Raw genomic sequence first — 26135 nt, 5'->3', positions numbered from 1 at the left:
AGGCGTCACGCGTTCCGAATCGCCGAGATGTCGATGTTCAGCTTGATCTTGTCCGAGACCAGCACCCCACCCGTCTCCAGCGCCGCGTTCCAGGTCAGCCCCCACTCCGAACGCAGCAGCTCCGCCTTGCCCTCGAAGCCGACGCGCTCGTTGCCGAACGGGTCCTTGGCGGCGCCGTTGAACTCCAGGTCGATGGTGATCGGCTTGGTGGTGCCGAGGATCGTCAGGTCGCCGGTGATGCGGTAGTCGTCGCCGCCGAGCGCCTCCGCCGAGGTGGAGCGGAAGGTCATCGTCGGAAACTCCTCGATCTTGAAGAAGTCCGCGCTCTTGAGGTGACCGTCGCGATCCGCGGAGCCGGTGTCGATGCTGTCCATCTTGACGTCGATGGACGCCTTGGACGCGGACGGGTCGTTCCCGTCCAACTGCAGCGAGCCGCTGAAGTCGAGGAACTTGCCCTTGACGTTGGTGACCATGGCGTGGCGGACGGTGAAGCCGATCGCGGAGTGGGCCGTGTCGATCGTGTAGTCGCCGGTCAGTGCGGTCAGGTCGGTGTTCGTCATGACGTGCTCCCTCGGTGATGTTGAATCTTGAACTACATCAACGCGACCGACCGTAGACCTATTCCGTTCGAGATTCAACATCACCCGCAGAGTGTCGCAAGGTGTTGGCGTGATTACGCTGAGGTGGTAGATGCCCAGTGCATGAACCCACAGCGAAGAGTCCCCATGGGCCCCGACCGTCGAAGCGTCTTACTCGCGATGGCGCTCATGACCGCGGCCGCTCCCGCTGCCCGCGCCGCCGTCGCCGACCCCTACGACGCCCTCCGCCGCCGCTGGCTCGACATCGCCCTCGGCGCCGGCTACGACCCGACGGCACAGCCGTACGCCTCCCGCCTCGCCGAAACCGGCACCCTCGCCCGCGGCTTCCGGGCCACCATGGCCCCCACCCCCACCTCCCTCTGGCCCGGCACCCCCTACGACCCACCCGCCGGCATCACCCGGAGCTACAGCCGCCTGTGGACCATGACCCAGGCCTACGTCCAGCCCGGCACCGGCTCCACCGCCGACCCGGCCCTGCTCGCCGACGTCCTGCGCGGCCTCGACCACCTGTCCGCCACCGTCTACAACCCCTCCACCTCCCGCTACGGCAACTGGTGGGAATGGCAGATCGGCAGCCCCCGCCTCCTGATGGACATCACGGCCGCCCTCCACGACCAGCTCACCGACGTCCAGCGAGCCGCCGCCTGCGCGGCCGTGGACCACTTCGTCCCGGACGCGATGCTCACCGACTACTCCGGCACCTCCACCGGTGCCAACCGCGTCGACCTGTGCCGCAGCGTCGCCCTGCGCGGCATCCTCGGCCGGTCCCCGGCGAAGATCACCCTCGCCCGTGACGCGCTCTCCCCGGTCTTCCCGTACGTCACGAAGGGCGACGGCCTCTACGCCGACGGCTCCTTCGTCCAGCACACCTGGGTCGCCTACTCCGGCACCTACGGCCAGGTCCTCCTCGACGGCCTCGGCCGCCTCTTCGCCCTGCTCGCCGGATCCGAGTGGGAGGTGACCGACCCGAACAAGCAGATCGTCCTCGACAGCGTCGAGCGCGCCTACGCGCCCCTCATCCACGACGGGTTGGTCATGGACAGCGTCAACGGCCGTGCCATCAGCCGGGGTTATCTCAAGAGCGACGACCGGCAGGTCATGCGCGGCGACCACTACCACGGGCACGCGATCATCGCCGCGATCGCTCTCCTCGCGGGCGGCGCGGGCGCGGCGGAACGGGAGCGCTGGTACGGCCGTATCAAGGGGTGGATCGAACGGGACACCGTCACACCGATCCTGACGTCGCGTCAGTTCGACGTCGCCGACCTCGCCCGACTGCACACCGTCGCCGCATCACCGGCCACCGCCGCTCCCGAACCCATCGGCCACCACCTCTTCGCCGCCATGGACCGCGCCGTCCACCGCCGCCCACGCTTCGTGGCGAACATCGCCATGGCCGGCGACCGCATCGCCCACTACGAGTGCGGCAACGGCGAGAACCCGCGAGGCTGGCACACCGGCGCCGGGATGCTCTCCTGGTGGGCGGACGGCCTCGGCGACCAGTACACCGACTGGTACTGGCCCACCGTGGACTGGTACCGCCTCCCGGGCACGACGGTCTCGTCCCTCCGCCTTCCCGACCGGGCCGGGGGCGAGTGGGGCGCCCCCAAGCCGGACGTGCGGTGGGTCGGCGGCGCGACCGACGGCGAGTACGCGGCGATCGGGCAGCACCTGAAGGGGCTGGGGTCGACGCTCGAAGCCCGTAAGTCGTGGTTCTGCGCCGCGGACGCGGTGATCTGCCTCGGGGCCGGGATCAGCTGCTCCGACGGAGTCCCCGTCGAGACGGTCATCGACAACCGCAACCTGGGGGAGGGTGGCGACCAGGCCTTCGTACGCGGCGGAGGCTGGGCGCACCTGGAGGGCCACGGCGGCTGGGTGGTGCCGTACGGCGAGCTGCACACCCTGCGCGAGGACCGCACCGGAGCCTGGGCCGACATCAACACCGGTGGTACGACGGAGCGCCGCACCCGCCGCTGGCAGACCCTCTGGCTGGACCACGGCACGGACCCCACCGACGCGACCTACGTCTACCTGCTCATGCCCGGCGCCCACCGCGACGAGGTGGCCGCCCGTGCCGCCGACCCGAGGTGGCTTTCGGTCCTCGCCAACGACACCGCCTGCCAGGCCGTCCGCGTCCCCTCCCTGGGCATGACCGCCGCCAACTTCTGGCAGCCGGGCACGGCGGGCCCGCTCACCGCCTCCGCCGGGGCGAGTGTGCTGCTCCGCCGCCGGGGCGGTACCGCTACCCTCTGCGTGAGCGAGCCGCCGCGCACCGGCGAGCCGCTGGACATCGTCTGGGACCGCCCCGTCCGACGGATCCTGCGCGCCGACAACTCGGTCGAGGTCCTCTCCACAGGCCGCCGACTGCACCTCCGCGTCACTCCGGGGATGGTATGCGAGAGCCACCGTTGTGAGGTGGCTCTCTGGTGACGGCTTTGTACGACCCCCACAACGCGCAGGCCCTCTGAGCAGTCGGAAGGGCTGCACGCCGCCATGGTTCTGTTCAGGGGCACCAGGAAATCGGTCGGAGGACTGTACGGAGTCAACGGCTCGCTTTCCTTGGTGTCCTTCGTAAGGTCGCTACATGACCGTTTTGGAAGAGGCACCGGGTGAGCCGATCGACGCGCGCGGGCGGACCGCCGAGCTGCACGAGATCCGTGCGCAGGCGTTGGCCGGCCCGAGCGAGAAGGCGACCGCGGCGCAGCACGCCAAGGGCAAGCTGACCGCCCGGGAGCGGATCGAGCTGCTGCTGGACCCGGGGTCCTTCCGGGAGGTCGAGCAGCTGCGCCGGCACCGGGCGGTCGGGTTCGGCCTGGAGGCCAAGAAGCCGTACACCGACGGTGTCATCACCGGTTGGGGCACGGTGGAGGGCCGTACGGTCTTCGTCTACGCCCATGACTTCCGCATCTTCGGCGGCGCGCTGGGCGAGGCCCACGCCACCAAGATCCACAAGATCATGGACATGGCCATCGCGGCCGGCGCGCCGCTGGTCTCCCTGAACGACGGTGCTGGCGCCCGTATCCAGGAGGGCGTCTCGGCCCTCGCCGGCTACGGCGGCATCTTCCAGCGCAACACCAAGGCGAGCGGGGTGATCCCGCAGATCAGCGTCATGCTGGGCCCGTGCGCGGGCGGCGCGGCGTACAGCCCGGCGCTGACGGACTTCGTCTTCATGGTCCGTGAGACCTCGCAGATGTTCATCACCGGCCCGGACGTGGTCAAGGCGGTGACCGGCGAGGAGATCACCCAGAACGGGCTCGGCGGCGCGGACGTGCACGCGGAGACCTCCGGTGTGTGCCACTTCGCGTACGACGACGAGGAGACCTGCATCGCCGAGGTGCGCTACCTCCTCTCCCTCCTCCCGCAGAACAACCGCGAGAACCCGCCCCGCGTGGACTCCACGGACGCGCCGGACCGCCGCAGCGAGGTGCTGCTGGACCTGGTCCCGGCGGACGGCAACCGGCCGTACGACATGGCGAAGGTCATCGAGGAGATCGTCGACGACGGCGAGTACCTGGAGGTCCACGAGCGCTGGGCGCGGAACATCATCTGCGCGCTGGCCCGCCTGGACGGCCAGGTGGTCGGCATCATCGCCAACCAGCCGCAGGTGCTCGCCGGTGTCCTGGACATCGAGGCGTCGGAAAAAGCTGCGCGCTTTGTCCAGATGTGTGACGCTTTTAACATCCCGATCATCACCTTCCTGGACGTCCCCGGGTTCCTCCCGGGCGTCGACCAGGAGCACGGCGGAATCATCCGGCACGGCGCGAAGCTCCTCTACGCCTACTGCAACGCGACCGTGCCGCGGATCTCGCTGATCCTGCGCAAGGCGTACGGAGGTGCCTACATCGTGATGGACAGCCAGTCCATCGGCGCCGACCTCACCTATGCCTGGCCGACGAACGAGATCGCCGTGATGGGCGCGGAGGGTGCGGCGAACGTCATCTTCCGCCGGCAGATCGCCGATGCCGAGGACCCCGAGGCCATGCGGGCCCGCATGGTCAAGGAGTACAAGTCCGAGCTCATGCACCCCTACTACGCGGCCGAGCGTGGCCTCGTGGACGACGTCATCGACCCCGCGGAGACCCGCGAGGTCCTCGTCCGCTCCCTGGCGATGCTCCAGACCAAGCACGCCGACCTGCCGTCCCGCAAGCACGGCAACCCCCCGCAGTAACCCACCGGTACCGCTGCGGAAACCTCTCTCACGGAGACTGACACCCATGAACCTCCCTGATATTCGCGTCGAGAAGGGCCACGCCGAGCCCGAGGAAGTCGCGGCCATCACCGCGATCCTCCTGGCCCGTGCCGCCGCCCAGCCCTCCACGACCCCGACTCACCGCGGCCGCGCGAAGGCGGGCTGGCGCCGCCTGGAGCGCGAGCCGGGCTTCCGGGCCCCGCACAGCTGGCGCTGAGGCCTGCGGCGCTTGTACGGCCCCGTTCTCCCGAGGGGGAGGGCGGGGCCGTCGGTTTTTTGCGCGCGAGAGCTCGGGGGGTGCGGTCTCGGGGGCGGCTGCGGGTAGTCGGGGGCCGTTCGCGCAGTTCCCCGCGCCCCTTAGGCCCTGTCGTTTGGATCATCCCGGTGTGCTCCCCCACGCTCGAACCGGCTCGCGCGGGGGCACCCCCATCGCCCCGCTCGGGTCGGCCGAGCGGAACCGATCCTCGCAGCCGAGCTGATCCAAACGACAGGGCCTAGGTGGGACAAGCCACTGGGCTGCCGCAGACGGCAGAAAACCGTCCGTGGCAGCCCAGTGGCCGAATAAGCGATTACCTACCGCAGGCGTGCCATCAGGGCGTGCTCGACCAGCGTGATCAGTGCCGACTTCGCGTCCGCGCGGTGGCGGGCGTCCGTCGTGATGATCGGGGTGTCGGGGCCGATCTGCAGGGCTTCACGGACCTCGTCCGGGTTGTACGGCTGGTTGCCGTCGAAGCCGTTGAGGGCGATCACGAAGGGCAGGCCGCTGTTCTCGAAGTAGTCGACCGCGGGGAAGCAGTCGGCGAGTCGGCGGGTGTCCACCAGGACGATCGCGCCGATGGCGCCGCGTACCAGGTCGTCCCACATGAACCAGAAGCGGTCCTGGCCGGGCGTACCGAAGAGGTACAGGATCAGGTCCTGGTCCAGGGTGATACGGCCGAAGTCCATGGCCACGGTCGTCGTGGTCTTGTCTCCGGTGTGGGTGAGGTCGTCGATGCCCGCCGAAGCGGACGTCATGACGGCCTCGGTGCGCAGCGGGTTGATCTCCGAGACGGCGCCGACGAACGTGGTCTTGCCCACGCCGAAGCCGCCAGCCACCACGATCTTCGCGGACGTGGTGGAGCGGGAAGGCCCTCCGCTAGAGCTTGCGAAGTCCACTGAGCACCCTTTCGAGCAGTGTCACGTCTGGCTGGCCGCCGGCGTTCTCGTCGCCGCCGGGCTGATGGATGGCGACCAGTCCCGCCTCCGCCAAGTCGGCGACGAGGATCCTGGCCACGCCGAGAGGGATCGTCAGGAGCGCGGAGATCTCGGCTACCGACTTGATTTCCCGGCAGAGGTTGCAGATCCGCTGATGCTCGGGCAGCTGGCCCTGCATCTGGTGCGGCTGCGCGGTGGTGTGCACCAGCGCCTCGATGGCGAGCTGGTAGCGCGGGCGCGTCCGGCCGCCGGTCATGGCGTACGGGCGCACCAGTGGGTTGTTCGACGCCCCGGCGGGCGCCGGCTCAGGGGCGCGTCGCTGCGGCTGCACCGGCTGGATGCGCGGGGCCGACGGCTGGTCGTACGGCGAGGGCCCGGGGCCCTGAGGGGCGTACGGCTGCCGCTGGCTCGGCGTGGAGGGGAAGTTGTACCGGTTCTGGGAACCGTCGCCGTGCCCCTGGGCAGGGCCGTACGACCAGTTGCCCGCTGACGAACCGTCTGGGGGTGTTGCCACTTTCTCCTCCTCCGACTGTGCCTGGCACCCATCATGTGGAGCCGCGTCCCGAAACCTTACGGCCCCGGGACGCCAAAACGCACCGACTGTCTGTTAGTTGAGCAGGCTGCCCTGGAGCTCCGCCCGCAGATCCGGTGTCAGGACCGTACCGGCACGGTCGACCAGAAGCGCCATCTCGTACCCAATGAGGCCGATGTCCGCCTCGGGATGTGCGAGGACCGCGAGCGACGAACCGTCGGAGATGGACATGATGAAGAGGAATCCCCGCTCCATCTCCACAACCGTCTGGTTCACGCTGCCACCCTCGAAGATGCGGGAGGCGCCTGCCGTCAGAGACGTCAGACCGGAGGCGACGGCCGCGAGCTGGTCGGCGCGGTCGCGGGGAAAGCCTTCGGACATCGCCAGAAGGAGTCCGTCGGCGGAGACCACCACCGTGTGCGACACCCCGGGGGTGTTGTCCACGAAATTGGTGATCAACCAGTTCAGGTTCTGTGCCGCCTGGCTCATCGGGCTCACACTAACGCTCCTGGTTGTAGGTGCTGTCAGGACCGAAGCCCTGGCCGTTCGTTTCACTTCCCGCACTGCGACCCCGCTGGACACCCCGGCGCAGGTTGCTCAGCCTGCCCCGGACGTCCTCGGGAGCGCGGGAGACCTGTGGGCCGCCCTGTGGGGTGGCTGCGGCGGCTCCCTCGACCAGGTTGGCCTTGGGAACCCGCCGCGGCAGACCGGAGGAGGTCACCCCGCCTGCCTTGGGCTTCCGGAGCTGCGCGGCCTGCTGCCAGCGGTCGTCGTTCTGCGAACGCCAGCTGCTGTCGCCGTTGCTGTCCGGTGTGGGGGCCGGCGCTTCCTGCCGCGTGGGCCGTGCGCCGTTGGTGCCGTTCGCGACGGACCCGCGACGCGGAAGACCGGCGTCGGTCAGCGCGTGGCCGGCGGAGGGAGCCGGTCCCGGACGGTCGAAGCCTACGCGGTCCCGCTCGTTCGCGTCATCGGCCTGCGCGGATTCCGTTTCCGGAGCGTACTGGTCCGGGTACCCGTTGCGGTAGCCGTTCGACTGCGGCCAGTCGTCCTGCTGACGCCGCTGTTCGAAGGCCGGGAAGCTCTCCGGCGCGGAGGCACTCGCGGCCGTCGGCTCCTCGCGGGCCGGCTCCGGATACGAGGGCTCGGGGTAGCCGCCGCCGGACGAGAAGGTGTCGTTGCGCGGCTGGCCGCCGTTCGGCGCGAAGTACTGGTCGTCGTACGACTGCCGCTGCGGCTCGTCGTATGCGGCCCGCTGCTGCTCCTCGTACGCCGCCTGCTGCTCCTCGTACGACGTCTGCCGCTGCTCCTCGTACGCCGGCTGCGGGTCGTACCCGCCGGGCTGCTCGGGGAAGCCGTTCTGGCCGTCGTAGCCGGGCTGACCCGTGAACTCGTCGTACCCGGACCTCTCAGAGGCCTCCTGGCCGGGCTGCTGTCCGTGCGCCTGGGCCTCCAGGGCCGCACGGCGCTCCTCGCGCATCAGGGAGCGGCCGACGGGGTCCAGCTCGCGGATGTCGTCCGGGACCTCGGTGTAGCGGCTGTCGTCGAAGCCGAGCTCCGCGGCCGTACGCATCGGCTGCTGGTTGAAGTTCTCACCCTGGAAGTTCTGCTCCGGGATGATCTGCGAGACGGTGAACTCGTCCTGGGCCGGCTGCTGCTCGCCGCCACCGCCGTGCGTGATCGCGTCCGGCAGCATGACCAGCGAGGTGGTGCCGGCCTGCTCGCCGGAGGGGCGGAGCTGGACGCGGATGCCGTGCCGGTCGGACAGCCGGCCGACCACGAACAGGCCCATGCGCTGCGAGATCGCGGCGTCCACCGTCGGCGGGTTGGCCAGCTTGTGGTTGATGTCGGCGAAGTCCTCGGCGGTGAGGCCGATGCCCTTGTCGTGGATCTCGATCATGACCCGACCGTCGGGGAGACGGGTGGCGGTCACGCGAACCTTGGTCTGCGGGGAGGAGAACGTCGTCGCGTTCTCCAGCAGCTCGGCCAGCAGGTGCACGAGGTCGGTCACGGCGCGGCCGTGGATCTCGGCCTCCGGGACGCCGGAGAGCTCGATGCGCTCGTACTGCTCCACCTCGGAGGAGGCGGCGCGCAGGACGTCGACCAGCGGGACCGGCTGGTCCCAGCGGCGGCCGGGCTCCTCGCCGGCGAGGACGAGGAGGTTCTCGCCGTTGCGGCGCATACGGGTCGCGAGGTGGTCCAGGCGGAAGAGGTTCTCCAGCTGGTCCGGGTCGGCCTCGTTGTTCTCCAGGTCGGTGATCAGGGTCAGCTGGCCCTCGATCAGCGACTGGTTGCGGCGGGAGAGGTTGGTGAAGATCGCGTTGATGTTGCCCCGCAGCAGGGCCTGCTCGGCGGCGAGCCGGACGGCTTCGCGGTGGACCTGGTCGAAGGCGCGGGCGACTTCGCCGATCTCGTCCCGGGTGTTGATCGGGATGGGCGCGACCCGGGTGTCCACGCGGCCGGGGTCGGTGCGCGAGAGCTGGTCGACCAGCATCGGCAGACGCTGCTCGGCGATGCCGAAGGCGGCGTTGCGCAGCTGGCGCATCGAGCGGGACATCTGGCGGGCCACCATGCCGGCCAGGATGAACGCGGCGAGCAGCGCGACCACGACGGCGGCACCGGTGATGAGCGCGTCGCGCTTGGCGTCGTCGGCGATGTCGGAGGCCTCGTTCACCGCCGTGTCGGCCAGGTCGGACTCGATCTGGCGGTAGGCGTTGAACTTGAGGGTGTTGACCGCCCACCAGTTCTCGGCGGTGACGCCCTTCTGGGCGAGCGCGGCACGCTCGGAGGCGTCCGTGGACTGCAGGCCCGCGATGAGCTTGATCATGTCGGTCGTCTTGGCCGGCGGCGGCACATAGTCCGGGTTCTTGGCCTTGGCCTCCTTGGCCAGGGCCGCGCCCTCCGCCCTGATCTGGGCCTCGGCGTCCTTGAGCTTCTGCTCGTCGGCCTCGGTGCCACCGCCGATGTACTCCTCGACGGCGATGCCTTCCAGGTACGCGTACGAGGTGAGGGCGACCCGCTGGCTGGCGAAGCTGCTCGGGGTCGGGCCGGGCTTGACCAGCAGGTGCATGCCGATGGAGCGCTGCAGCGACAGGGCCGCCTTGGTGAGCTCGATGGCGTAGACCGTACGGCCGTAGGAGGTGATGTTGCCCGTGCCCAGACCGAGCTCGTTGGCGAACTCCGTCAGGGGGTGCGCGACCTCGACGTAGCCCTCTTCGGTCTGCACACCGGTCCGCTTGCTGCCGTAGGCCTCCGCGCGCAGGTCCGTGAGCTCGGGCTCGACCTCGCGGAACAGGCTCAGGCGGCGTTCCAGACCCGCCTTCTGCGGCATGTTCTGGGTGGCAGCGTCGAACTCGTCGGCCGCCTTGTCGGTGAGGTCACGGGCCTCGGTGACCGTCGGGTCGTCCTCGCCCTTGCCCTGCAGCAGTGGGGCGGCGGTGACGTCACGCTCGTTGTAGAGGGCGTCGGCGTAGTTGAGGGAGGCCCGCACCAGTCGCGCGGTGTTCTCCGCGTCCTCGGCCTCCTGCCAGGTGTCGATCGAGCTCTTCACCTGGAAGCCGCCCATGACGAGGCCGACCAGCACGGGTATGAGCAGGATCGCGTTCAGCCGGGTCGGCACGCGCCAGTTGCGCGGGGAGAGGCGGCCACCGCTGGGGGCCGGCGTGGCCGCTGGTTCCGATCCGGGCACAGGGACAGGCGCCGCTCCGCGCGGCGGCGGGGTGAAGTTGCCCCGGGCCGACGGCTCGGGACTGTTCTTGCTTCGCCTCACTCGACCAACAACCTTCCGGCGGGGTCGGCACCTACGTTGTGCCGCAGTGTCTCAGAGCCCGGTTCGCCTAGGAGTACGCAGTACTGCTGAGTACGTCTTTGACTATTGGGCAGTTCAGGCATTCCAGCACGTCGGCCTGCGCTCTTCCAAACAGTGGAAGCGGCGGATTCGGAGTGATGTAAGCCCCAGATAAAACGGTCATAAAGAGCGAGCCCCGTCAAAAGACGGGGCATTTGTGCGCGTAGCGAGACCGCTTGACCGCGACGAGTGGCCGTACCACCCGATTCCTCTGCCGAAACGTTATGAACAATGGAGCCGACCGTGTCAAAGGCCACAGTCGGCTCCGGCACATCTACGACAACTGCCGTATGTCGCTGCTTACTTGATCTATCGCAGCCGGGCCATCAGCGCGTGCTCGACCAGCGTGATCAGCGCACTCTTGGCATCGGAGCGGTGCCGGGCGTCCGTCGTGATGATCGGGGTGTCCGGACCGATCTGCAGCGCTTCCCGCACTTCCTCGGGCTGGTAGGGCTGATGCCCGTCGAAGCCGTTGAGGGCCACGACGAACGGCAGCCCGCTGTTCTCGAAGTAGTCGACCGCCGGGAAGCAGTCCGCCAGGCGCCGGGTGTCCACGAGCACCACCGCGCCGATGGCGCCGCGTACGAGGTCGTCCCACATGAACCAGAAGCGGTCCTGGCCCGGCGTACCGAAGAGGTACAGGATCAGGTCCTGGTCCAGGGTGATACGGCCGAAGTCCATGGCCACCGTGGTGGTGGTCTTGTCCCCGGTGTGCGTGAGGTCGTCGATGCCCGCACTCGCGGACGTCATCACGGCCTCGGTGCGCAGCGGGTTGATCTCCGAGACGGCGCCCACGAACGTGGTCTTGCCCACGCCGAAGCCACCCGCCACCACGATCTTGGCGGAGGTGGTCGCCCGGCCCGGGTCAGAGCTTGCGAAGTCCACTGAGCACCCTTTCGAGCAGCGTCACGTCCGGAGCGCCGCCGTTGTTCTCGTCGCCGCCCGGCTGGTGGATGGCGACCAGGCCGGCCTCAGCGAGGTCGGCGACGAGGATCCTGGCCACGCCCAGCGGCATGGACAGCAGCGCCGAGACCTCGGCGACCGACTTCACCTCGCGGCACAGGTGGCAGATGCGCTGGTGCTCCGGCAGGAGCCCCATGAGCGCTGCCGGGTCGGCCGTGGTGCTGATCAGGGCCTCGATGGCCAGCTGGTAGCGCGGCCGGGTCCGGCCGCCGGTCATCGCGTAAGGACGTACCAGCGGCTGGTCGCCCTCATCCTCGTACGGCTCCGCGTACGGATCATGAGAGGCGGTGGGCGGGGTCATGAATCCTCCGGGCGGGGACAGCAAGTCGGTCAGTCAAGCCGTCTGGTGAAGGCCGATGGGGGGATTGTGGCGGCCGGACGGTGATTTGGTGAGACAGGTGGATCCGGGGGTGATCAGTGGAGCAGACTGCCTTGGAGTTCGGCGCGCAGGTCGGGCGTGAGAACCGCGCCCGCGCGGTCGACCAGCAGCGCCATCTCGTAGCCGACGAGGCCGATGTCGCATTCGGGGTGTGCCAGGACGGCAAGGGACGAACCGTCCGAGACGGACATCAGGAAAAGGAATCCCCGCTCCATCTCGACGACGGTCTGTGCCACGTCGCCGCCCTCGAAGATCCTGGACGCTCCTGCCGTCAGCGAGGTCAGACCCGACGCGACGGCCGCCAACTGGTCGGCACGGTCGCGCGGGAAGCCCTCGGACATCGCCAACAGGAGGCCGTCGGCGGACACGACGACGGTGTGGGACACCCCGGGGGTGTTGTCCACGAAGTTGGTGATCAACCAGTTGAGGTTCTGTGCTGCCTGGCTCATCTGGCTCAACTAACGCTCCTGCTGGTGAGTGGGGCTCGGGAAACTGCCCGTCTGGCCGGTGCCGGCCTGACGACCCTGCGCGATGCCCCGACGGAGATTGGTCAGCCGGCCACGTACGTCGTCAGGCGAACGCGAGACCTGCGGACCGGGTTGGTGCTGTTGCTGCTGAGCCGTACCCGGGACGAGGTTCGCCCTGGGCACCCGGCGCGGCAGGCCGGAGGTGGTGACACCGCCCGCGGCCGGCTGCCGGACGCGCTCCGCCTGCCGGACGAGGTCGTCGTTCGGCGAGCTTCGCCACGCGGTCGTCGACGCGGGAGGCTGGGACGCAGCCGCAGGGGCCTGCGGCTGCTGAGGAGCGGGGGCAGGAGCGGAACCGCTGGCGCCGGGCCGACGTCCCTGGTCCTGCTGGCTGCCGTGGAACCAGTTGGTCTCGAGCGTGTCGTACAGCGGGGTACGGCCGTCGCCGGGACCCGTCGCGGGCGGCAGCGCCTCGGGCTCCTGCCGGGCGGGCCGCTGCTGCGGGCGCGCCGGGGCCGGAGGCTGCGGGGCACCGAAGCCGGAACCGCCGCCGTACGTGCCGTTGGCCTGGGGCCGCTCGAACTGCCCGGTGGGCTCGGGGTTCTGGCGGCCCGGCAGGGCGTGCTGGCCCGTCGAGCTGCCGTCGTACGCCTGCGGTACGGCGAACTGGCCCGTCTGCGACGAGTTGTTCTGCCCGCCGGGGGCGCCGAAGACGTCGGAGCGGACGTACTGACCCGTGTTCTGCGGTTCGTTCCCACCGGGCTGGGGGAAGTCCGTAGTCGCGCCGGGGCCCTGACGGTCGTCGATCCGCGGCATCCGGGACGTCTGTGCGGGGTCCTCGTCGTGCCCGCGCGGGGCGTCGAGCGAGGCGCGCGGCACCGGCGGCTGGGCGTTCTCGTCGCTCCAGCTGGGCGTGCGCGGCTGGTTGCCGCCCGGCAGCTCGGCCCGCGCGCCACCGCGCGGCGGCAGCTGCGGCCGACGACCACGACGGCCCCTCTCGGCACCGGCGGACGGGGCGGCGGACGGCGGCGACGCGGGACCCTGCGGCCGGGACTGGTCGCGTCCGGCGGAACCGCCGAAGGCGTCCTGACGCGAACCGAACGCGTCCTGGCCGGGGCCGAACGGGTCCTGACCGGCGCCCGCAGCCTGGAGCCCCTGCGGAGCACCCGGGGCCTGGCCACCGTATCCGGCGCCCGCACCGGCCGGAGGCCGGCCCTGCGAAGGCGCGCCCGGACCCTGAGGCCCGCGCGGTGCACCCGGTCCACCCGGCAGCCCGCCACCGTCACGTCCCGGCAGTGCGGCCCGCGGTCCCTGACCGGCGCCCAGCCTGCCTCCGCCGGACGCACCGGCGCCGAGCGCACCGCCCGGCGCACCCGCGCCGAGGGAGCCGCCACCGGCCTGGGCCTGGCGACGAGCGGCTGCCGCACCGGCGGCGGCCTGCGCGGCGGCCGGACCACCGGAGGCACCGGGACCACCCTGACCGGGCTTGCCCGGAGCGGGCTTCTTGCCGCCCTGGGCGACGTCGACGGGGAGCATGACCAGCGCGGTCGTACCACCGGAGTCGGACGGGCGCAGCTGGATGCGGATGCCGTGCCGCTGCGACAGACGACCGACCACGAAGAGGCCCATGCGGCGGGAGACGGAGACGTCCACGGTGGGCGGCGAGGCGAGCCGCTCGTTGATCGCCGCGAGGTCCTCGGGGGAGAGGCCGATACCGGTGTCGTGGATCTCGATCAGGACGCGGCCGTCGGGCAGCGCGTGACCGGTGACCTTGACCTTGGTCTGCGGGGAGGAGAACGACGTCGCGTTCTCGAGCAGCTCGGCGAGCAGGTGCACGAGGTCGTTGACCACGCGGCCGGCCACTTCGGTGGTCGGCACGGAGGCCAGCTCGATGCGCTCGTACTGCTCCACCTCGGACGCGGCGGCACGGAGCACGTCGACCAGCGGGACCGGACGGGTCCAGCGACGGCCGGGCTCCTCACCGGCGAGGACGAGGAGGTTCTCACCGTTACGGCGCATACGCGTCGCGAGGTGGTCGAGCTTGAACAGCGAGGACAGCTGGTCGGGGTCGGCCTCGCGGGACTCCAGTTCGGAGATGAGCGACAGCTGACGCTGGATGAGGCCCTGGGAGCGGCGCGAGAGGTTGGTGAACATCGCGTTGACGTTGCCCCGCAGCAGGGCCTGCTCGGCGGCGAGGCGGACCGCCTCGCGGTGCACGTCGTCGAAGGCCGCGGCCACCTGGCCGATCTCGTCCCGGGAGTGCACACCGACCGACTCGACGGAGGTGTCGACGTCCTGCGGGTCGGACTCGGACAGCTGCTTGACCAGCTCGGGCAGCCGGTCCTGGGCGACCTTGGTGGCGGTCTCCTCCAGGCGGCGCAGCGAGCGGATCATGGACCGGGCCACGACGAAGGCGCCGACCAGCGAGACACCGAGCACGAGCAGGATCAGCGCACCGGAGATGATCGCCTCGCGCTCCGACTCGTTGCGCAGCTCGCGGGCCTTCTGCTCCATGTCCTCCAGCAGCGTCGTCTCGATGGCGCGCATCTGCTGGAGCTTGGTGGTGCTGTCGTCCACCCAGTCCCGGTACGACCGCTTGTCCAGCGACAGCAGACCGTTCGCGGAGGTCAGGGCCCGGCTGGCGTAGGTGTCGCTGGCCTTGATCGTCGGGTTGTTCTCGCCGATCGGCTTCAGCAGCTCCTCGGCGGACTCCGTGCCGTAGATGCTCTTGAAGCTGCGGAGCTCCGAGTTCTGGTTCTCCAGCGCCGAGTCGCCGTACAGCCGGTCGTTCTCCGACAGGTCGCCCTCGGACGTGCTGTTCGCCGGCAGCGCCGCCGCGAGGACCGCGCGCTGGATGGACGCGTACTCCTTGGCCGAGGAGAAGGCGGCCAGGGCACGCGTGCTCTGGATCATCTCCGGGTTGCTGGTCGCCTCGGCCATGTCCTGCGAGAGCTCGAGCAGGTGGGTGATGACCCGGTGGTAGGCCTCCACGGTCTGCGTGGAGTTGCCCTCGGCCTCGTAGGCGACGTTGCGGATCTCGGAGAGGGTGCCCAGTTCCCGGACGAGCTGGACGATGTTGTCGCGGACGCCCCGGAGGCTGCCGTCCTTGGTGCTGTTGTCGATCTCCTCGGAGGCGTCCCGGAAGCTCTGCGCGGCGCGGTCCGTCTTGTCCCGGAAGCCCTTGACCGTGTAGTCGGTCGCCTTGCCGCCGTGCGCCAGCGGACCGGCGGACTGGTCGCGCTCCTCCTGGAGCGCCGTGGCGAGCTCGGTGGCGCGCTTGGTCATGTCCGTCAGCAGCTTCATGTTCTCGAGCTGCTGGATGTCGTCCATGTTGTCGCTGATGCGCAACGCGCCCAGCGAGGTGGCCGCGACCACAGGAAGCGTCAGCAGCGCCACGAGGCGTGTGGAGATACGCCAGTTGCGCAGGGCTATTCGCGAGCCGGGGCCGCCAGGGCCCTGCGGCTTCTTCGTCGGTGGCGCGGGGGGAGTCGCCGAGCCCGAGGACGCCGACACGGCCGGACGCCCGGAGCGGTCACCGCCGTCGACCGACGGTGCCGGGCCCGGGTTCTGGGCGTGCTGGGGCGAGGGACCTCGGTCGGTCCCGCCGTGCTCCGGCTCCGCCGAAGCGCTGCCATCCCTCTTGAAACGTCCCTGCACTAGCGTCGCAACCTCTGGACCAGGCGCCCCTCCGCGTGAGCGGACGGACACGGTGTCGGCGTAGTAGGGAGCGTCCTGAATACGCTCCCCGATAGTCGTGATGGACCGGCGCTGGCTCCCCCTTCTCGCCGCCACTCGGCGCTCGGTGCGCCCCCTGTGCGCCGGCTCGATCCTGCGGCGGTCCGTGGAATTCCAGCACAGTGCAGGATCTCCAACAAGGCCCGTAGGTCGAGCCGTGACATACGTGACACCACGTGAGGGCGAGATTACCTGCCGTAGAAACTTATCCCACCCAAAACGGACCTATGCCCCCGATCCTCTTACGCGCGGGAGGTGTCCCAGTCGCCATGATCAGGAGCGGAATGATGGGTTCAGGTGCCCAATGTCCGTTTCGTTAGGGTGGCTTGCAGGTCTGAATTGACCGATTTGCCCGTCGATCCGTGAGCAAACTCACACGCGGGAGAAGGGGGGTCGATGACTTCCCGGGGGAATCGCATGTTTAGCCTGACGCTTTACAAGAGGGAAGCTTCTGCCAACCCGCGCCCCGGTCACAGGCCGCCCTGAGGCAGTTTCCGGCGCTCCGTCACGACAGGACTCAGAACCACCGTGAAGACGACGACGATGATCCGCACGATAGCCAACCCGCGGCGCACGACGCTGGCGCACCTCGACGACGCCGGCGAACTGCAGATCCCGCAGCAGCCGGAGCACTCCGTCGATCTTCCCACGCAGACCGCGAACCCCAAGCGCACCATCCTCCAGGAGATCCCCGTCACCGCCGCCGCCCAGTAGTACGCGAGCGGGCCGCCGATTGTTCAATCACATACGAACCTTCGGCGGCGGATCGCGTATCCACGACGGTCCCGACGGTTCGGACGGTTCCGTACGACGGTCAGGGCGCCCGCGGTAATACGCGAGGCGCCCACCCCTCCCCGCGCTAGCCTGGAGCGTCAGACTCCAGCCGGTTCAAGTGAGGGGCGCCAGATCCCGTGCGCATCGCCAGATTCTCCATCGACGGGAACGTCGCCTTCGGCGCGGTCGAGGGCGACAGGCCGGACGAGCTCGTCCTCGACATCATCAAGGGCATCCCGTTCGCGGACTTCGAGCTCTCCGGCACCAAGGTCCCGTTGAGCAAGGTCAGGCTGCTGCCGCCGGTGCTCCCCAACAAGGTCGTGGCCTTCGGCCGCAACTACGCCGAGCACGCGCGCGAACTCGGCAACGAGGTGCCCGACGCCCCGTTCGCCTTCTTCAAGCCGTCCACCGCGGTGATCGGCCCCGGCGACGAGATCCAGTACCCGTCCTTCACCGAGGACCTCCACCACGAGGCCGAACTGGCCGTCGTCATCGGACGCATGTGCCGCGAGGTCCCGCGCGAGCGCGTCAAGGACGTGATCTTCGGCTTCACCTGCGCCAACGACATCACCGCCCGCGACGTCCAGAAGCGCGAGAAGCAGTGGGCACGAGCCAAGGGCTTCGACACCTCCTGCCCGCTGGGCCCCTGGGTGGAGACGGACCTGGATGTCGAGACCGCGTCCGACCTGACGATCCAGCTCACGGTCAACGGCGAACAGCGCCAGCTCGGCCGTACCAGCGAGATGATCCACTCCATCGAGGACCTGGTCGTCAACATCTCCGAGGCCATGACGCTGCTCCCCGGCGACGTGATCCTCACGGGCACCCCGGCAGGGGTCGGCCCCCTCAACGTCGGCGACGAGGTCGCCGTCACCATCGAAGGCATCGGCACTCTCACCAACAAGGTTGTCAAGCGTGGCTAGCGCACCCGGCTCCCCCGTTCGCGTCCGTTTCTGCCCCTCGCCCACCGGTAACCCCCATGTGGGCCTGGTCCGCACCGCCCTGTTCAACTGGGCGTTCGCCCGGCACCACCAGGGCACCCTGGTCTTCCGCATCGAGGACACCGACGCGGCCCGCGACTCGGAGGAGTCGTACAACCAGCTGCTCGACTCGATGCGCTGGCTGGGCTTCGACTGGGACGAGGGCCCCGAGGTCGGCGGCCCGCACGCGCCGTACCGCCAGTCGCAGCGCATGGACCTCTACACGGACGTCGCGGCCAAGCTCCTGGAGGGCGGTCACGCCTACCGCTGCTACTGCTCCCAGGAGGAGCTGGACACCCGCCGCGAGGCCGCCCGCGCGGCCGGCAAGCCCTCCGGCTACGACGGCCACTGCCGCGAGCTGACCGAGGCGCAGGTCGAGCAGTACAAGGCCCAGGGCCGCGAGCCGATCGTGCGCTTCCGCATGCCCGACGAGACGATCACCTTCACGGACCTGGTCCGCGGCGAGCTGACCTTCACCCCGGAGAACGTCCCGGACTACGGGATCGTACGAGCCAACGGGGCGCCCCTCTACACGCTCGTGAACCCCGTCGACGACGCCCTGATGGAGATCACCCACGTCCTGCGCGGCGAGGACCTGCTCTCCTCGACGCCCCGTCAGATCGCCCTGTACAAGGCGCTGATGGAGCTGGGCATCGCCAAGGGCATCCCAGAGTTCGGCCACCTGCCGTACGTGATGGGCGAGGGCAACAAGAAGCTGTCGAAGCGCGACCCGCAGTCGTCGCTGAACCTCTACCGCGAGCGCGGCTTCCTGCCGGAGGGCCTGCTCAACTACCTCTCCCTCCTCGGCTGGTCGCTCTCCGCCGACCAGGACATCTTCACGACGGACGAGATGGTCGCGGCCTTCGACATCGCGGACGTGCAGCCCAACCCGGCCCGCTTCGACCTGAAGAAGTGCGAGTCGATCAACGGCGACCACATCCGGCTGCTGGATGTGAAGGACTTCACCGAGCGCTGCCGCCCGTGGCTCCAGGCCCCATTCGCCCCCTGGGCCCCGGAGGCCTTCGACGAGGTGAAGTGGCAGGCGATCGCCCCGCACGCCCAGACCCGTCTGAAGGTGCTGTCGGAGATCACGGACAACGTCGACTTCCTGTTCCTCGCCGAGCCGGTCTTCGACGAGCCGTCCTGGACGAAGGCCATGAAGGAGGGCTCGGACGCCCTCCTGCGCACGGCCCGCGAGAAGCTGGACGCGGCCGACTGGACCTCCCCGGAGTCCCTGAAGGAGGCCGTCCTGGCCGCCGGCGAGGCCCACGGCCTCAAGCTCGGCAAGGCCCAGGCCCCGGTCCGCGTCGCCGTCACCGGCCGCACGGTCGGACTGCCGCTCTTCGAGTCCCTGGAGGTCCTGGGCAAGGAGAAGACGCTGGCCCGGATCGACGCGGCGCTGGCGAAGCTGGCCGCGTAACACGTTCACAGCGGGGCGGCGTCCGGTTCGGGCGCCGCCCTTCGCATGCCCTTCAGGCGTCGTTCTCGTCCACCAGGCAGTGGCTCTCGCCGCCCGCCTTCTCGGTGACCGGGACGACGACGGTCGACTGACGGACACGCTCCCGGCGCCCGGGTTACCGTCGGATCATGGGCATTCGCGCCGTGGTCTGGGACGTGGACGACACCCTCTTCGACTACACCACCGCGGACCGCGCCGGAATGCGGGAGCACCTGCTGGCCGAGGGCCTGCTCGACGGGTACGACAGCGTCGAGCAGGCCCTGGTCCGTTGGCGGCGGGTCACGGACGCCCAGTGGGCGCGCTTCTCGGCCGGGGAAGCGACCTTCGAGGGGCAGCGCCGTGATCGCGTACGGGTCTTCCTGGGCGAGGAGCTGACCGACACCGAGGCCGACGCGTGGTTCCAGCGCTACATTCGTCACTACGAGGCCGCCTGGGCCCTCTTCCCCGACGTTCTGCCCGTCCTGGACGCCCTCGCCGCCAGCCACCGGCACGCCGTGCTGTCGAACTCCAGCCTCACCGTGCAGGACCGCAAGCTGCGCGTGCTCGGTGTCCATGACCGCTTCGAGGCGATCCTGTGCGCGGCCGAGCTCGGTGTCTCCAAGCCGGAGGCCGGCGCCTTCCACGCCGCCTGCGCCGCGCTGGAGCTCGCCCCGCACCAGGTCGCGTATGTCGGCGATCACCCGGAGATCGACGGGCAGGGTGCCGCGGAGGCCGGGCTGCTGTCGGTGTGGATCGACCGTGACGGCGCGTACACCAGGGATGACGCCCTCGGCGGACCGCACCGGATCGCCTCGCTCGCCGAACTCCCGGCGCTGCTCGGCGCGGATACTCGTTTTGGAGCCCCGTCCACCTTCAGGTAATGTTCTTCCTGCGCCGCCGGGGAGCGGGCCGAGAGGCCGGAAACCCGGGGGAGCAAACTAGAACAAGATCCCCCTCAGGGGCTTGCGTTCCAGTGGCCTATGGTGTAATTGGCAGCACGACTGATTCTGGTTCAGTTAGTCTTGGTTCGAGTCCAGGTAGGCCAGCTCGCAGAGCTCATCTGCAAAGCCCCCGTTGTGTAGCGGCCTAGCACGCTGCCCTCTCAAGGCAGTAGCGCCGGTTCGAATCCGGTCGGGGGTACGGATCCTTAGGGATCAAGGCCCCCGTTGTGTAGCGGCCTAGCACGCCGCCCTCTCAAGGCGGTAGCGCCGGTTCGAATCCGGTCGGGGGTACTGTCTGGTCTAAACCACATTGGTCTATGGTGTAATTGGCAGCACGACTGATTCTGGTTCAGTTAGTCTTGGTTCGAGTCCAGGTAGACCAGCTCGGGCCTGCGGAAACGCAGCGTCCACGCCCCCGTTGTGTAGCGGCCTAGCACGCCGCCCTCTCAAGGCGGTAGCGCCGGTTCGAATCCGGTCGGGGGTACATATCGCAAGGGGTCTCCGCTTCGGCGGGGGCCCCTTCGGCGTTCACACGATGCCGTAGCGCCGCGCCGACTCCTCCTCCTGCGCCATCCGGTGCAGCGCCCGCAGCACCGGCTCGAAGAGCACCGCTGAGGAGACCGCGAGCTCGACCTTCTCCGCGTCGGACTCGTACGTCTCCATCCGGTCGAGGTCCAGCCGGGCCGCCGCGTGCATCAACTGTGCGTAAGGCGCCATGAGTTCAGCGTCGCAGGGATAGCCGAGCCGGATCAGCAGGGCCACCAGCGCCACCAGGGAACGGTGTACGGGGGACAGCGCGCCGATCTCCCGGGCGGATTCCCAGCCCAGCTCGGCCAACAGCCGGTCCACCTGAGCCCGCGCGCCGGCCGTCGCCGGGTCCGCTTCATCCGGCTCGGGACCCTGCGGCAGCTCCCACAGGGCCGCGCCCAGCCGCATGGTGAGCCCCAGGGAGTCGTCGTCGACGTGTTTGAGGGCCTGCTTGGCGTTCGCCACCGGAACCCTGCCCACCTGGATCAGTGCCCGCACCAGCCGCAGCCGGCGCAGATGCTCCTCGCCGTACTCGGCCGTCGTCGCGTTGATCTGCCGACCCGGCGCCAACAGGCCTTCGCGCAGGTAGTACTTGATCGTCGCGGTGGACACCCCGCTGCGCTCGCTCAGTTCGCCCAGTCGCATGTGTTGACGCCTCTCCTTGGGAAGTGTCACTATCCAAGCATCGGCAGATGGATAGTGCCGCTATCCGACGAGAGAACCAGGGGGCCGCCATGTTCGCCAAGCCGGTGCTGGGTCGTACGACCGCGGACACCGAAGGCGATGTGGTGGTCCTGCTCATCGGGATGCGGATCAACCACTTCTGGGCGGTGCACCAGTGGCTGCCGGTCATGCTGTCGATGTTCCGCATGCTTGGGGAGCTTGCGGGGGACAGCGACCGGGGGCTGCTGGGGCGCGTGCTGCTGGCGGGCTCGCCGCGGACGTACTACGTCGTCCAGTACTGGGAGTCCAAGGAGAAGCTCTACGCCTACGCGACGGCGCCCGACATGTTCCACCACAAGGTCTGGGGGATCATCAACCGCAAGGAGCGGGCGGGGAAGACGCGCGGGCATGTGGGGATCTGGCACGAGGCGTATGTCGTGCCAGAGGGCGCGTACGAGTCGATCTACGCGGACATGCCGGCGTTCGGGCTCGCCGCGGCGCACGGGCCGGTTCGCATACCGGCCCGCGGCAGGGGTGGCCGAAGAGGCCGGGTGACCGGGGGGATCGGGGGAACGAGGGGGCCTGCCGCGGCGTTGAGGCAGGTCCCCTCGTCGACGTACCCGAAAGGTCAGCCCGTGCGGCGCAGGGCCTCGGAGAGGCGGGCGGCGGCGTCGATGACCGCCTGGGCGTGCATACGGCCCGGGTGGCGCGTCAGGCGCTCGATCGGGCCGGAGACCGATACGGCGGCCACCACGCGGTTCGACGGGCCACGTACGGGCGCGGAGACGGACGCGACGCCCGGCTCGCGCTCGCCGATCGACTGGGCCCAGCCCCGGCGTCGTACGCCCGACAGGGCCGTGGCCGTGAAGCGGGCGCCCTGCAGGCCCCGGTGCAGGCGCTCCGGCTCCTCCCAGGCCATGAGGATCTGTGCCGAGGAGCCCGCCTTCATCGTGAGCGTCGAGCCGACCGGGACCGTGTCCCGCAGGCCGGACAGACGCTCCGCCGCGGCTACGCAGATACGCATGTCGCCCTGGCGGCGGTAGAGCTGCGCGCTCTCGCCCGTGACGTCACGGAGGTGGGTGAGGACCGGGCCGGCGGTGGCGAGGAGACGGTCCTCACCCGCGGCCGCGGCCAGTTCTGCCAGGCGAGGGCCGAGAATGAAACGGCCCTGCATGTCGCGCGCCACCATGCGGTGGTGTTCCAGAGCCACGGCCAGCCGGTGGGCCGTGGGTCGTGCCAGTCCGGTGGCCGAGACGAGCCCTGCGAGGGTGGCCGGACCGGACTCCAGGGCGCTCAGGACAAGGGCTGCCTTGTCCAGAACGCCGACGCCGCTACTGTTGTCCATGAAACGATACTCGCGTCTCACTCTGTGAAACGCAAGTTCAATTTTCCGTGGAACACGCCACTCTGGAAGAACGAAGGCAGAGCGGCCCGCGAAACGAAACGGGCCTGGCGGCGGGCGCCCGTACACAGGGGCGTGGGCGGTGGCCGCCTTCTCAAGATCTCTAGTTGGGCCGGTGGACCGTATGCCGGCCGGAGGGAAAGCGATGGGTAGGACACTCGCGGAGAAGGTCTGGGACGACCATGTCGTCCGGCGCGCCGAGGGCGAGCCCGACCTCCTCTTCATCGATCTGCACCTGCTGCACGAGGTGACCAGCCCGCAGGCCTTCGACGGCCTCCGCAAGAGCGGTCGCAAGGTGCGTCGGCTCGACCTGACCATCGCCACCGAGGACCACAACACCCCGACCCTCGACATCGACAAGCCCATCGCGGACCCGGTCTCCCGCGTCCAGCTGGAGACGCTGCGCAAGAACGCCGCCGAATTCGGTGTGCGTCTGCACCCGCTGGGCGACGTCGAGCAGGGCGTCGTGCACGTCGTCGGCCCGCAGCTGGGTCTGACCCAGCCCGGCATGACCGTCGTCTGCGGTGACTCCCACACCTCCACGCACGGCGCCTTCGGCGGCCTGGCGTTCGGCATCGGCACCTCCCAGGTGGAGCACGTGCTGGCGACCCAGACGCTGCCGCTGGTCCGCCCGAAGACCATGGCCATCACCGTCAACGGCGAACTGCCCGACGGCGTCACCGCCAAGGACCTGATCCTGGCGATCATCGCCAAGATCGGTACCGGCGGCGGCCAGGGCTATGTCCTGGAGTACCGCGGCTCCGCCATCGAGAAGCTCTCGATGGAGGCCCGGATGACCATCTGCAACATGTCGATCGAGGCCGGCGCCCGCGCGGGCATGATCGCCCCCGACCAGACCACCTTCGACTACCTCGAGGGCCGTCCGCACGCGCCCAAGGGCGAGGACTGGGACGCCGCCGTCGCGTACTGGAAGACGCTGAAGACCGACGACGACGCCGAGTTCGACGCCGAGGTCGTGATCGAGGCCGCCGAACTGTCGCCGTTCGTCACCTGGGGCACCAACCCCGGCCAGGGTGCGCCGCTTTCCGCGTCCGTCCCCGATCCGGCTTCGTACGAAGACGCTTCGGAGCGCCTCGCCGCCGAAAAGGCCCTGGAATACATGGGGTTGGAGGCCGGTCAGCCGCTGCGCTCCATCAAGGTGGACACCGTCTTCGTAGGCTCCTGCACCAACGGCCGCATCGAGGACCTGCGCGCCGCCGCCGAGCTCGTGAAGGGCCGCAAAGTCGCCGACGGCGTACGGATGCTGGTCGTCCCCGGCTCCGCGCGGGTGGGCCTGCAGGCCGTCTCCGAGGGCCTGGACGTCGTCTTCAAGGAGGCCGGCGCCGAATGGCGGCACGCGGGCTGCTCGATGTGCCTGGGCATGAACCCGGACCAGCTGGCCCCCGGTGAGCGCTCCGCGTCCACCTCCAACCGCAACTTCGAGGGCCGGCAGGGCAAGGGCGGTCGTACGCACCTGGTGTCGCCGCAGGTCGCGGCGGCCACCGCGGTCCTGGGCCACCTGGCCTCCCCGGCCGACCTGTCCGACGCCGAGACCCGTACGCCCGCTGGAGTCTGATCAGTCATGGAAGCATTCACCACGCACACCGGACGGGCCGTTCCGCTGCGCCGCTCCAACGTCGACACCGACCAGATCATCCCTGCTCACTGGCTCAAGAAGGTGACCCGGGACGGTTTCGAGGACGGGCTGTTCGAGGCCTGGCGCAAGGACCCGGAGTTCGTGCTCAACCGGCCCGAGCGCGAAGGCGCCACGGTGCTGGTCGCCGGTCCCGACTTCGGCACCGGTTCCTCCCGTGAGCACGCCGTGTGGGCGCTGCAGAACTACGGCTTCAAGGCCGTGATCTCCTCGCGCTTCGCGGACATCTTCCGCGGCAACTCGCTCAAGAACGGCCTGCTCACGGTGGTTCTGGAGCAGAAGATCGTGGACGCGCTGTGGGAGCTCACCGAAAAGGACCCGACTGCTGAGGTCACTGTGGACCTTGAGGCTCGTGAGGTTCGTGCGGAAGGCATCACCGCCTCCTTCGAGCTGGACGAGAACTCCCGCTGGCGGCTGCTGAACGGCCTCGACGACATCTCGATCACCCTGCAGAACGAGGGTGACATCGCCGCCTACGAGGCGAAGCGGCCGTCGTTCAAGCCGCGCACGCTCCAGGCCTGATCCGAGGCCGCCGCGCAAGGCGACTTTCGGACACCGCAACACCCCCTCGGTACCCCCGATCGGCCCCGATCGGGGGTACCGGCATGTCTGCACCCGAACGGCCCTGCGCGGCTTGACGACGAGTTCAACTTCCCACGTTACGAGGGGTGTTGCCGGGGTACGCGAATCCCATGACCGCGGCTTCCGCAAGTGCCCGGAAGGCCATTTGAGGCCGGAGTTGCACCCCTGGCAGGCGACAACTCGCCCCAGATGGCACAATCTGTGCATGGAACACGACGGCCAACTCGAGCTCTATGCGGCAGTCGCGGACCAACTCAAGGAAGCGCACGCCAGGGTGCGCGCACTGCAAGTCCCGGAGGGCGTACGGATGGCGCTGACCCGGAAGCTGCTGGTCATTACGGCCGCGGCCAAGCACGACGTCGCCGAAGCGACAAGGCGTCTGGAGCGGTTCATCGCGGACCTCGACGCGGGGCGATTCCCCGAAGAGGAACGCTGAGAACACCTTCGAGATCGCCGAGTCTGTTGCGGCACAAGGGTGATTAGCCCGTTTCGTGTTTGATTTGCGGTATATATCTGCCTAACGTGCGAAAAAGCTTGAACACTTTCGTTCTGGCGATGTCTCCGAAGGGGAAGACGTGAACAAGGCGCAGCTCGTAGAAGCGATTGCCGACAAGATGGGCGGCCGCCAGCAGGCCGCCGATGCTGTCGACCATGTACTGGACGCGATCGTCCGCGCAGTCGTCGGTGGTGAGCGGGTCTCGGTCACCGGCTTCGGTTCGTTCGAGAAGGTCGACCGTCCGGCTCGTTACGCCCGCAATCCTCAGACGGGCGAGCGGGTTCGGGTCAAGAAGACCTCCGTTCCGCGCTTCCGTGCGGGTCAGGGCTTCAAGGACCTGGTGAGCGGCTCGAAGAAGCTCCCGCGGGGCGGCGAGGTCGCCGTCAAGAAGGCGCCCAAGGGCAGCCTGACCGGTGGCGCCGCGGCAACGGTCAAGAAGGCCGCCGCGAAGAAGACCACCAAGGCGGCCGCGGCGAAGAAGACGACCGCGAAGAAGGCGCCGGCCAAGAAGACGACGGCCGCCGCCAAGAAGACGACCGCGAAGAAGGCGCCGGCCAAGAAGACGACGGCCGCCGCCAAGAAGACGACCGCGGCGAAGAAGACCACCGCCAAGAAGGCGACGGCCAAGAAGGCCCCGGCGAAGAAGGCGACCGCCAAGAAGGCCCCGGCCAAGAAGTCGACGGCGCGGAAGGCCACCGCCAAGAGGACCGCGCGCAGCAGGTAGGACCGCCGAGGGCACTCACGCGCCGGGCCGGACTCCGTTTGGAGCCCGGCC

At 69.4% G+C, this 26135-nt stretch carries 22 protein-coding genes, 5 tRNA genes and 1 pseudogene; 17 read left to right on the top strand and 11 right to left on the bottom strand.

The features are described 5' to 3' along the window. Positions 1–5: 5 nt before the first annotated feature. On the bottom strand, positions 6–560 hold the full coding sequence (locus IF78_RS0126165) for a YceI family protein (RefSeq protein ID WP_031485226.1): 555 nt from the start codon (positions 558–560) through the stop codon (positions 6–8). Between the two features lie 141 nt (positions 561–701). On the opposite strand from IF78_RS0126165, the gene IF78_RS0126160 reads away from it, so the two are divergent. From IF78_RS0126160 to IF78_RS0126150, 3 genes are all read left to right on the top strand, one after another. After that, a complete protein-coding gene (locus IF78_RS0126160) occupies positions 702–3029 on the top strand; it encodes a polysaccharide lyase 8 family protein (RefSeq protein WP_031485223.1) in 2328 nt (775 codons plus the stop codon). A gap of 154 nt (positions 3030–3183) precedes the next feature. Next, the gene (locus IF78_RS0126155; protein ID WP_031485221.1) at positions 3184–4767 is read left to right on the top strand and encodes an acyl-CoA carboxylase subunit beta; all 1584 of its coding nucleotides are present in this window, start codon (positions 3184–3186) and stop codon (positions 4765–4767) included. 46 nt (positions 4768–4813) lie between these two features. Further along, positions 4814–5005: an acyl-CoA carboxylase subunit epsilon gene (locus IF78_RS0126150; RefSeq protein ID WP_031485219.1), complete on the top strand. Its 192-nt coding sequence runs from the start codon at positions 4814–4816 to the stop codon at positions 5003–5005. A gap of 356 nt (positions 5006–5361) precedes the next feature. Here the strand turns inward: IF78_RS0126150 and IF78_RS0126145 are convergent, their stop codons facing one another. The 8 genes from IF78_RS0126145 to IF78_RS0126110 form a co-directional block, all read right to left on the bottom strand. Beyond that, positions 5362–5943, bottom strand: coding sequence for a GTP-binding protein (locus IF78_RS0126145; protein ID WP_026248371.1), 582 nt, complete (start codon positions 5941–5943; stop codon positions 5362–5364). Continuing rightward, positions 5924–6496, bottom strand: a complete 573-nt coding sequence (locus IF78_RS0126140; protein ID WP_031485215.1) for a DUF742 domain-containing protein — start codon at positions 6494–6496, stop codon at positions 5924–5926. Before IF78_RS0126140 ends, IF78_RS0126145 begins: the two co-directional genes overlap by 20 nt. A 93-nt stretch (positions 6497–6589) precedes the next feature. Then, on the bottom strand, positions 6590–7003 hold the full coding sequence (locus IF78_RS0126135; RefSeq protein WP_004983065.1) for a roadblock/LC7 domain-containing protein: 414 nt from the start codon (positions 7001–7003) through the stop codon (positions 6590–6592). A gap of 10 nt (positions 7004–7013) precedes the next feature. Next, positions 7014–10280 (bottom strand): sensor histidine kinase, encoded by a 3267-nt coding sequence (locus IF78_RS0126130; RefSeq protein WP_031485212.1) that lies wholly within the window; start codon positions 10278–10280, stop codon positions 7014–7016. A gap of 387 nt (positions 10281–10667) precedes the next feature. Continuing rightward, complete coding sequence (locus tag IF78_RS0126125; protein WP_031485210.1) at positions 10668–11243, bottom strand: GTP-binding protein; 576 nt, start codon at positions 11241–11243, stop codon at positions 10668–10670. Beyond that, complete coding sequence (locus tag IF78_RS0126120; RefSeq protein WP_003997626.1) at positions 11224–11622, bottom strand: DUF742 domain-containing protein; 399 nt, start codon at positions 11620–11622, stop codon at positions 11224–11226. The genes IF78_RS0126125 and IF78_RS0126120 overlap by 20 nt, the downstream gene beginning before the upstream one ends. Before the next feature lie 113 nt (positions 11623–11735). Next, a complete protein-coding gene (locus tag IF78_RS0126115) occupies positions 11736–12149 on the bottom strand; it encodes a roadblock/LC7 domain-containing protein (protein ID WP_005479910.1) in 414 nt (137 codons plus the stop codon). 9 nt (positions 12150–12158) lie between these two features. Beyond that, on the bottom strand, positions 12159–15824 hold the full coding sequence (locus IF78_RS0126110; RefSeq protein ID WP_031485206.1) for a sensor histidine kinase: 3666 nt from the start codon (positions 15822–15824) through the stop codon (positions 12159–12161). Positions 15825–16430: 606 nt separating this feature from the next. On the opposite strand from IF78_RS0126110, the gene IF78_RS0126105 reads away from it, so the two are divergent. From IF78_RS0126105 to IF78_RS0126065, 9 genes are all read left to right on the top strand, one after another. Beyond that, complete coding sequence (locus IF78_RS0126105) at positions 16431–16616, top strand: hypothetical protein (protein ID WP_031485204.1); 186 nt, start codon at positions 16431–16433, stop codon at positions 16614–16616. Positions 16617–16813: 197 nt separating this feature from the next. Then, a complete protein-coding gene (locus IF78_RS0126100) occupies positions 16814–17599 on the top strand; it encodes a fumarylacetoacetate hydrolase family protein (protein ID WP_031485202.1) in 786 nt (261 codons plus the stop codon). Then, positions 17592–19076, top strand: a complete 1485-nt coding sequence (gene gltX, locus IF78_RS0126095) for a glutamate--tRNA ligase (RefSeq protein WP_031485200.1) — start codon at positions 17592–17594, stop codon at positions 19074–19076. The genes IF78_RS0126100 and gltX overlap by 8 nt, the downstream gene beginning before the upstream one ends. 167 nt (positions 19077–19243) lie before the next feature. Further along, positions 19244–19975 (top strand): HAD family hydrolase, encoded by a 732-nt coding sequence (locus IF78_RS0126090; protein ID WP_031485198.1) that lies wholly within the window; start codon positions 19244–19246, stop codon positions 19973–19975. Positions 19976–20068: 93 nt separating this feature from the next. Further along, a tRNA-Gln gene (locus IF78_RS0126085) sits at positions 20069–20140 on the top strand. A 21-nt stretch (positions 20141–20161) separates the two neighbouring features. Then, positions 20162–20234 (top strand) — tRNA-Glu (locus tag IF78_RS0126080). A gap of 19 nt (positions 20235–20253) precedes the next feature. Continuing rightward, positions 20254–20326: transfer RNA gene (locus IF78_RS0126075), tRNA-Glu, on the top strand. 20 nt (positions 20327–20346) lie between these two features. Next, positions 20347–20418: transfer RNA gene (locus IF78_RS0126070), tRNA-Gln, on the top strand. Between the two features lie 28 nt (positions 20419–20446). Then, positions 20447–20519 (top strand) — tRNA-Glu (locus tag IF78_RS0126065). Between the two features lie 44 nt (positions 20520–20563). Here IF78_RS0126065 and IF78_RS0126060 read toward each other — a convergent pair. After that, positions 20564–21208 carry a MerR family transcriptional regulator gene (locus tag IF78_RS0126060; protein WP_031485196.1) on the bottom strand — a complete coding sequence of 215 codons (645 nt, stop codon included), beginning with the start codon at positions 21206–21208 and terminating at the stop codon, positions 20564–20566. 89 nt (positions 21209–21297) lie between these two features. Here IF78_RS0126060 and IF78_RS46455 point away from each other — a divergent pair. Further along, positions 21298–21768: pseudogene (locus IF78_RS46455) on the top strand (DUF4188 domain-containing protein); the annotation flags it as partial. Between the two features lie 86 nt (positions 21769–21854). Here the strand turns inward: IF78_RS46455 and ndgR are convergent. After that, positions 21855–22571: an IclR family transcriptional regulator NdgR gene (gene ndgR / locus IF78_RS0126055; RefSeq protein WP_031485194.1), complete on the bottom strand. Its 717-nt coding sequence runs from the start codon at positions 22569–22571 to the stop codon at positions 21855–21857. Between the two features lie 202 nt (positions 22572–22773). Here ndgR and leuC point away from each other — a divergent pair, with 202 nt between their 5' ends. The 4 genes from leuC (at position 22774) to IF78_RS0126035 (ending at position 26084) form a co-directional block, all read left to right on the top strand. Continuing rightward, the gene (leuC, locus tag IF78_RS0126050) at positions 22774–24204 is read left to right on the top strand and encodes a 3-isopropylmalate dehydratase large subunit (protein WP_031485192.1); all 1431 of its coding nucleotides are present in this window, start codon (positions 22774–22776) and stop codon (positions 24202–24204) included. A 6-nt stretch (positions 24205–24210) separates the two neighbouring features. Beyond that, entirely contained in the window at positions 24211–24804 is a 594-nt protein-coding gene (leuD, locus tag IF78_RS0126045) for a 3-isopropylmalate dehydratase small subunit (protein WP_031485190.1), read from the top strand. Positions 24805–25069: 265 nt separating this feature from the next. Beyond that, positions 25070–25300, top strand: coding sequence for an SCO5555 family protein (locus tag IF78_RS0126040; RefSeq protein WP_003997611.1), 231 nt, complete (start codon positions 25070–25072; stop codon positions 25298–25300). A gap of 139 nt (positions 25301–25439) precedes the next feature. Next, positions 25440–26084, top strand: a complete 645-nt coding sequence (locus IF78_RS0126035) for an HU family DNA-binding protein (RefSeq protein WP_031485187.1) — start codon at positions 25440–25442, stop codon at positions 26082–26084. Positions 26085–26135 lie beyond the last annotated feature (51 nt).

The sequence above is a fragment of the Streptomyces bicolor genome, assembly GCF_000719285.1.
GTDB classification, from domain to species: Bacteria; Actinomycetota; Actinomycetes; order Streptomycetales; family Streptomycetaceae; genus Streptomyces; species Streptomyces bicolor.
The sequence above is the reverse complement of the archived record's forward strand: the minus strand, read 5'-3'. Positions and strand labels throughout refer to the sequence as shown.

What these genes read in the sequence shown, in the direction of transcription:
- IF78_RS0126120 (WP_003997626.1), bottom strand. Translation starts at nt 11,622, where the DNA reads ATGACCCCGCCCACCGCCTCTCATGATCCGTACGCGGAGCCGTACGAG.
- leuC (WP_031485192.1), top strand. Translation starts at nt 22,774, where the DNA reads ATGGGTAGGACACTCGCGGAGAAGGTCTGGGACGACCATGTCGTCCGG.
- IF78_RS0126160 (WP_031485223.1), top strand. Translation starts at nt 702, where the DNA reads ATGAACCCACAGCGAAGAGTCCCCATGGGCCCCGACCGTCGAAGCGTC.
- IF78_RS0126040 (WP_003997611.1), top strand. Translation starts at nt 25,070, where the DNA reads ATGGAACACGACGGCCAACTCGAGCTCTATGCGGCAGTCGCGGACCAA.
- IF78_RS0126150 (WP_031485219.1), top strand. Translation starts at nt 4,814, where the DNA reads ATGAACCTCCCTGATATTCGCGTCGAGAAGGGCCACGCCGAGCCCGAG.
- IF78_RS0126115 (WP_005479910.1), bottom strand. Translation starts at nt 12,149, where the DNA reads ATGAGCCAGGCAGCACAGAACCTCAACTGGTTGATCACCAACTTCGTG.
- IF78_RS0126155 (WP_031485221.1), top strand. Translation starts at nt 3,184, where the DNA reads ATGACCGTTTTGGAAGAGGCACCGGGTGAGCCGATCGACGCGCGCGGG.
- leuD (WP_031485190.1), top strand. Translation starts at nt 24,211, where the DNA reads ATGGAAGCATTCACCACGCACACCGGACGGGCCGTTCCGCTGCGCCGC.
- IF78_RS0126135 (WP_004983065.1), bottom strand. Translation starts at nt 7,003, where the DNA reads ATGAGCCAGGCGGCACAGAACCTGAACTGGTTGATCACCAATTTCGTG.
- IF78_RS0126090 (WP_031485198.1), top strand. Translation starts at nt 19,244, where the DNA reads ATGGGCATTCGCGCCGTGGTCTGGGACGTGGACGACACCCTCTTCGAC.
- IF78_RS0126165 (WP_031485226.1), bottom strand. Translation starts at nt 560, where the DNA reads ATGACGAACACCGACCTGACCGCACTGACCGGCGACTACACGATCGAC.
- IF78_RS0126060 (WP_031485196.1), bottom strand. Translation starts at nt 21,208, where the DNA reads ATGCGACTGGGCGAACTGAGCGAGCGCAGCGGGGTGTCCACCGCGACG.
- ndgR (WP_031485194.1), bottom strand. Translation starts at nt 22,571, where the DNA reads ATGGACAACAGTAGCGGCGTCGGCGTTCTGGACAAGGCAGCCCTTGTC.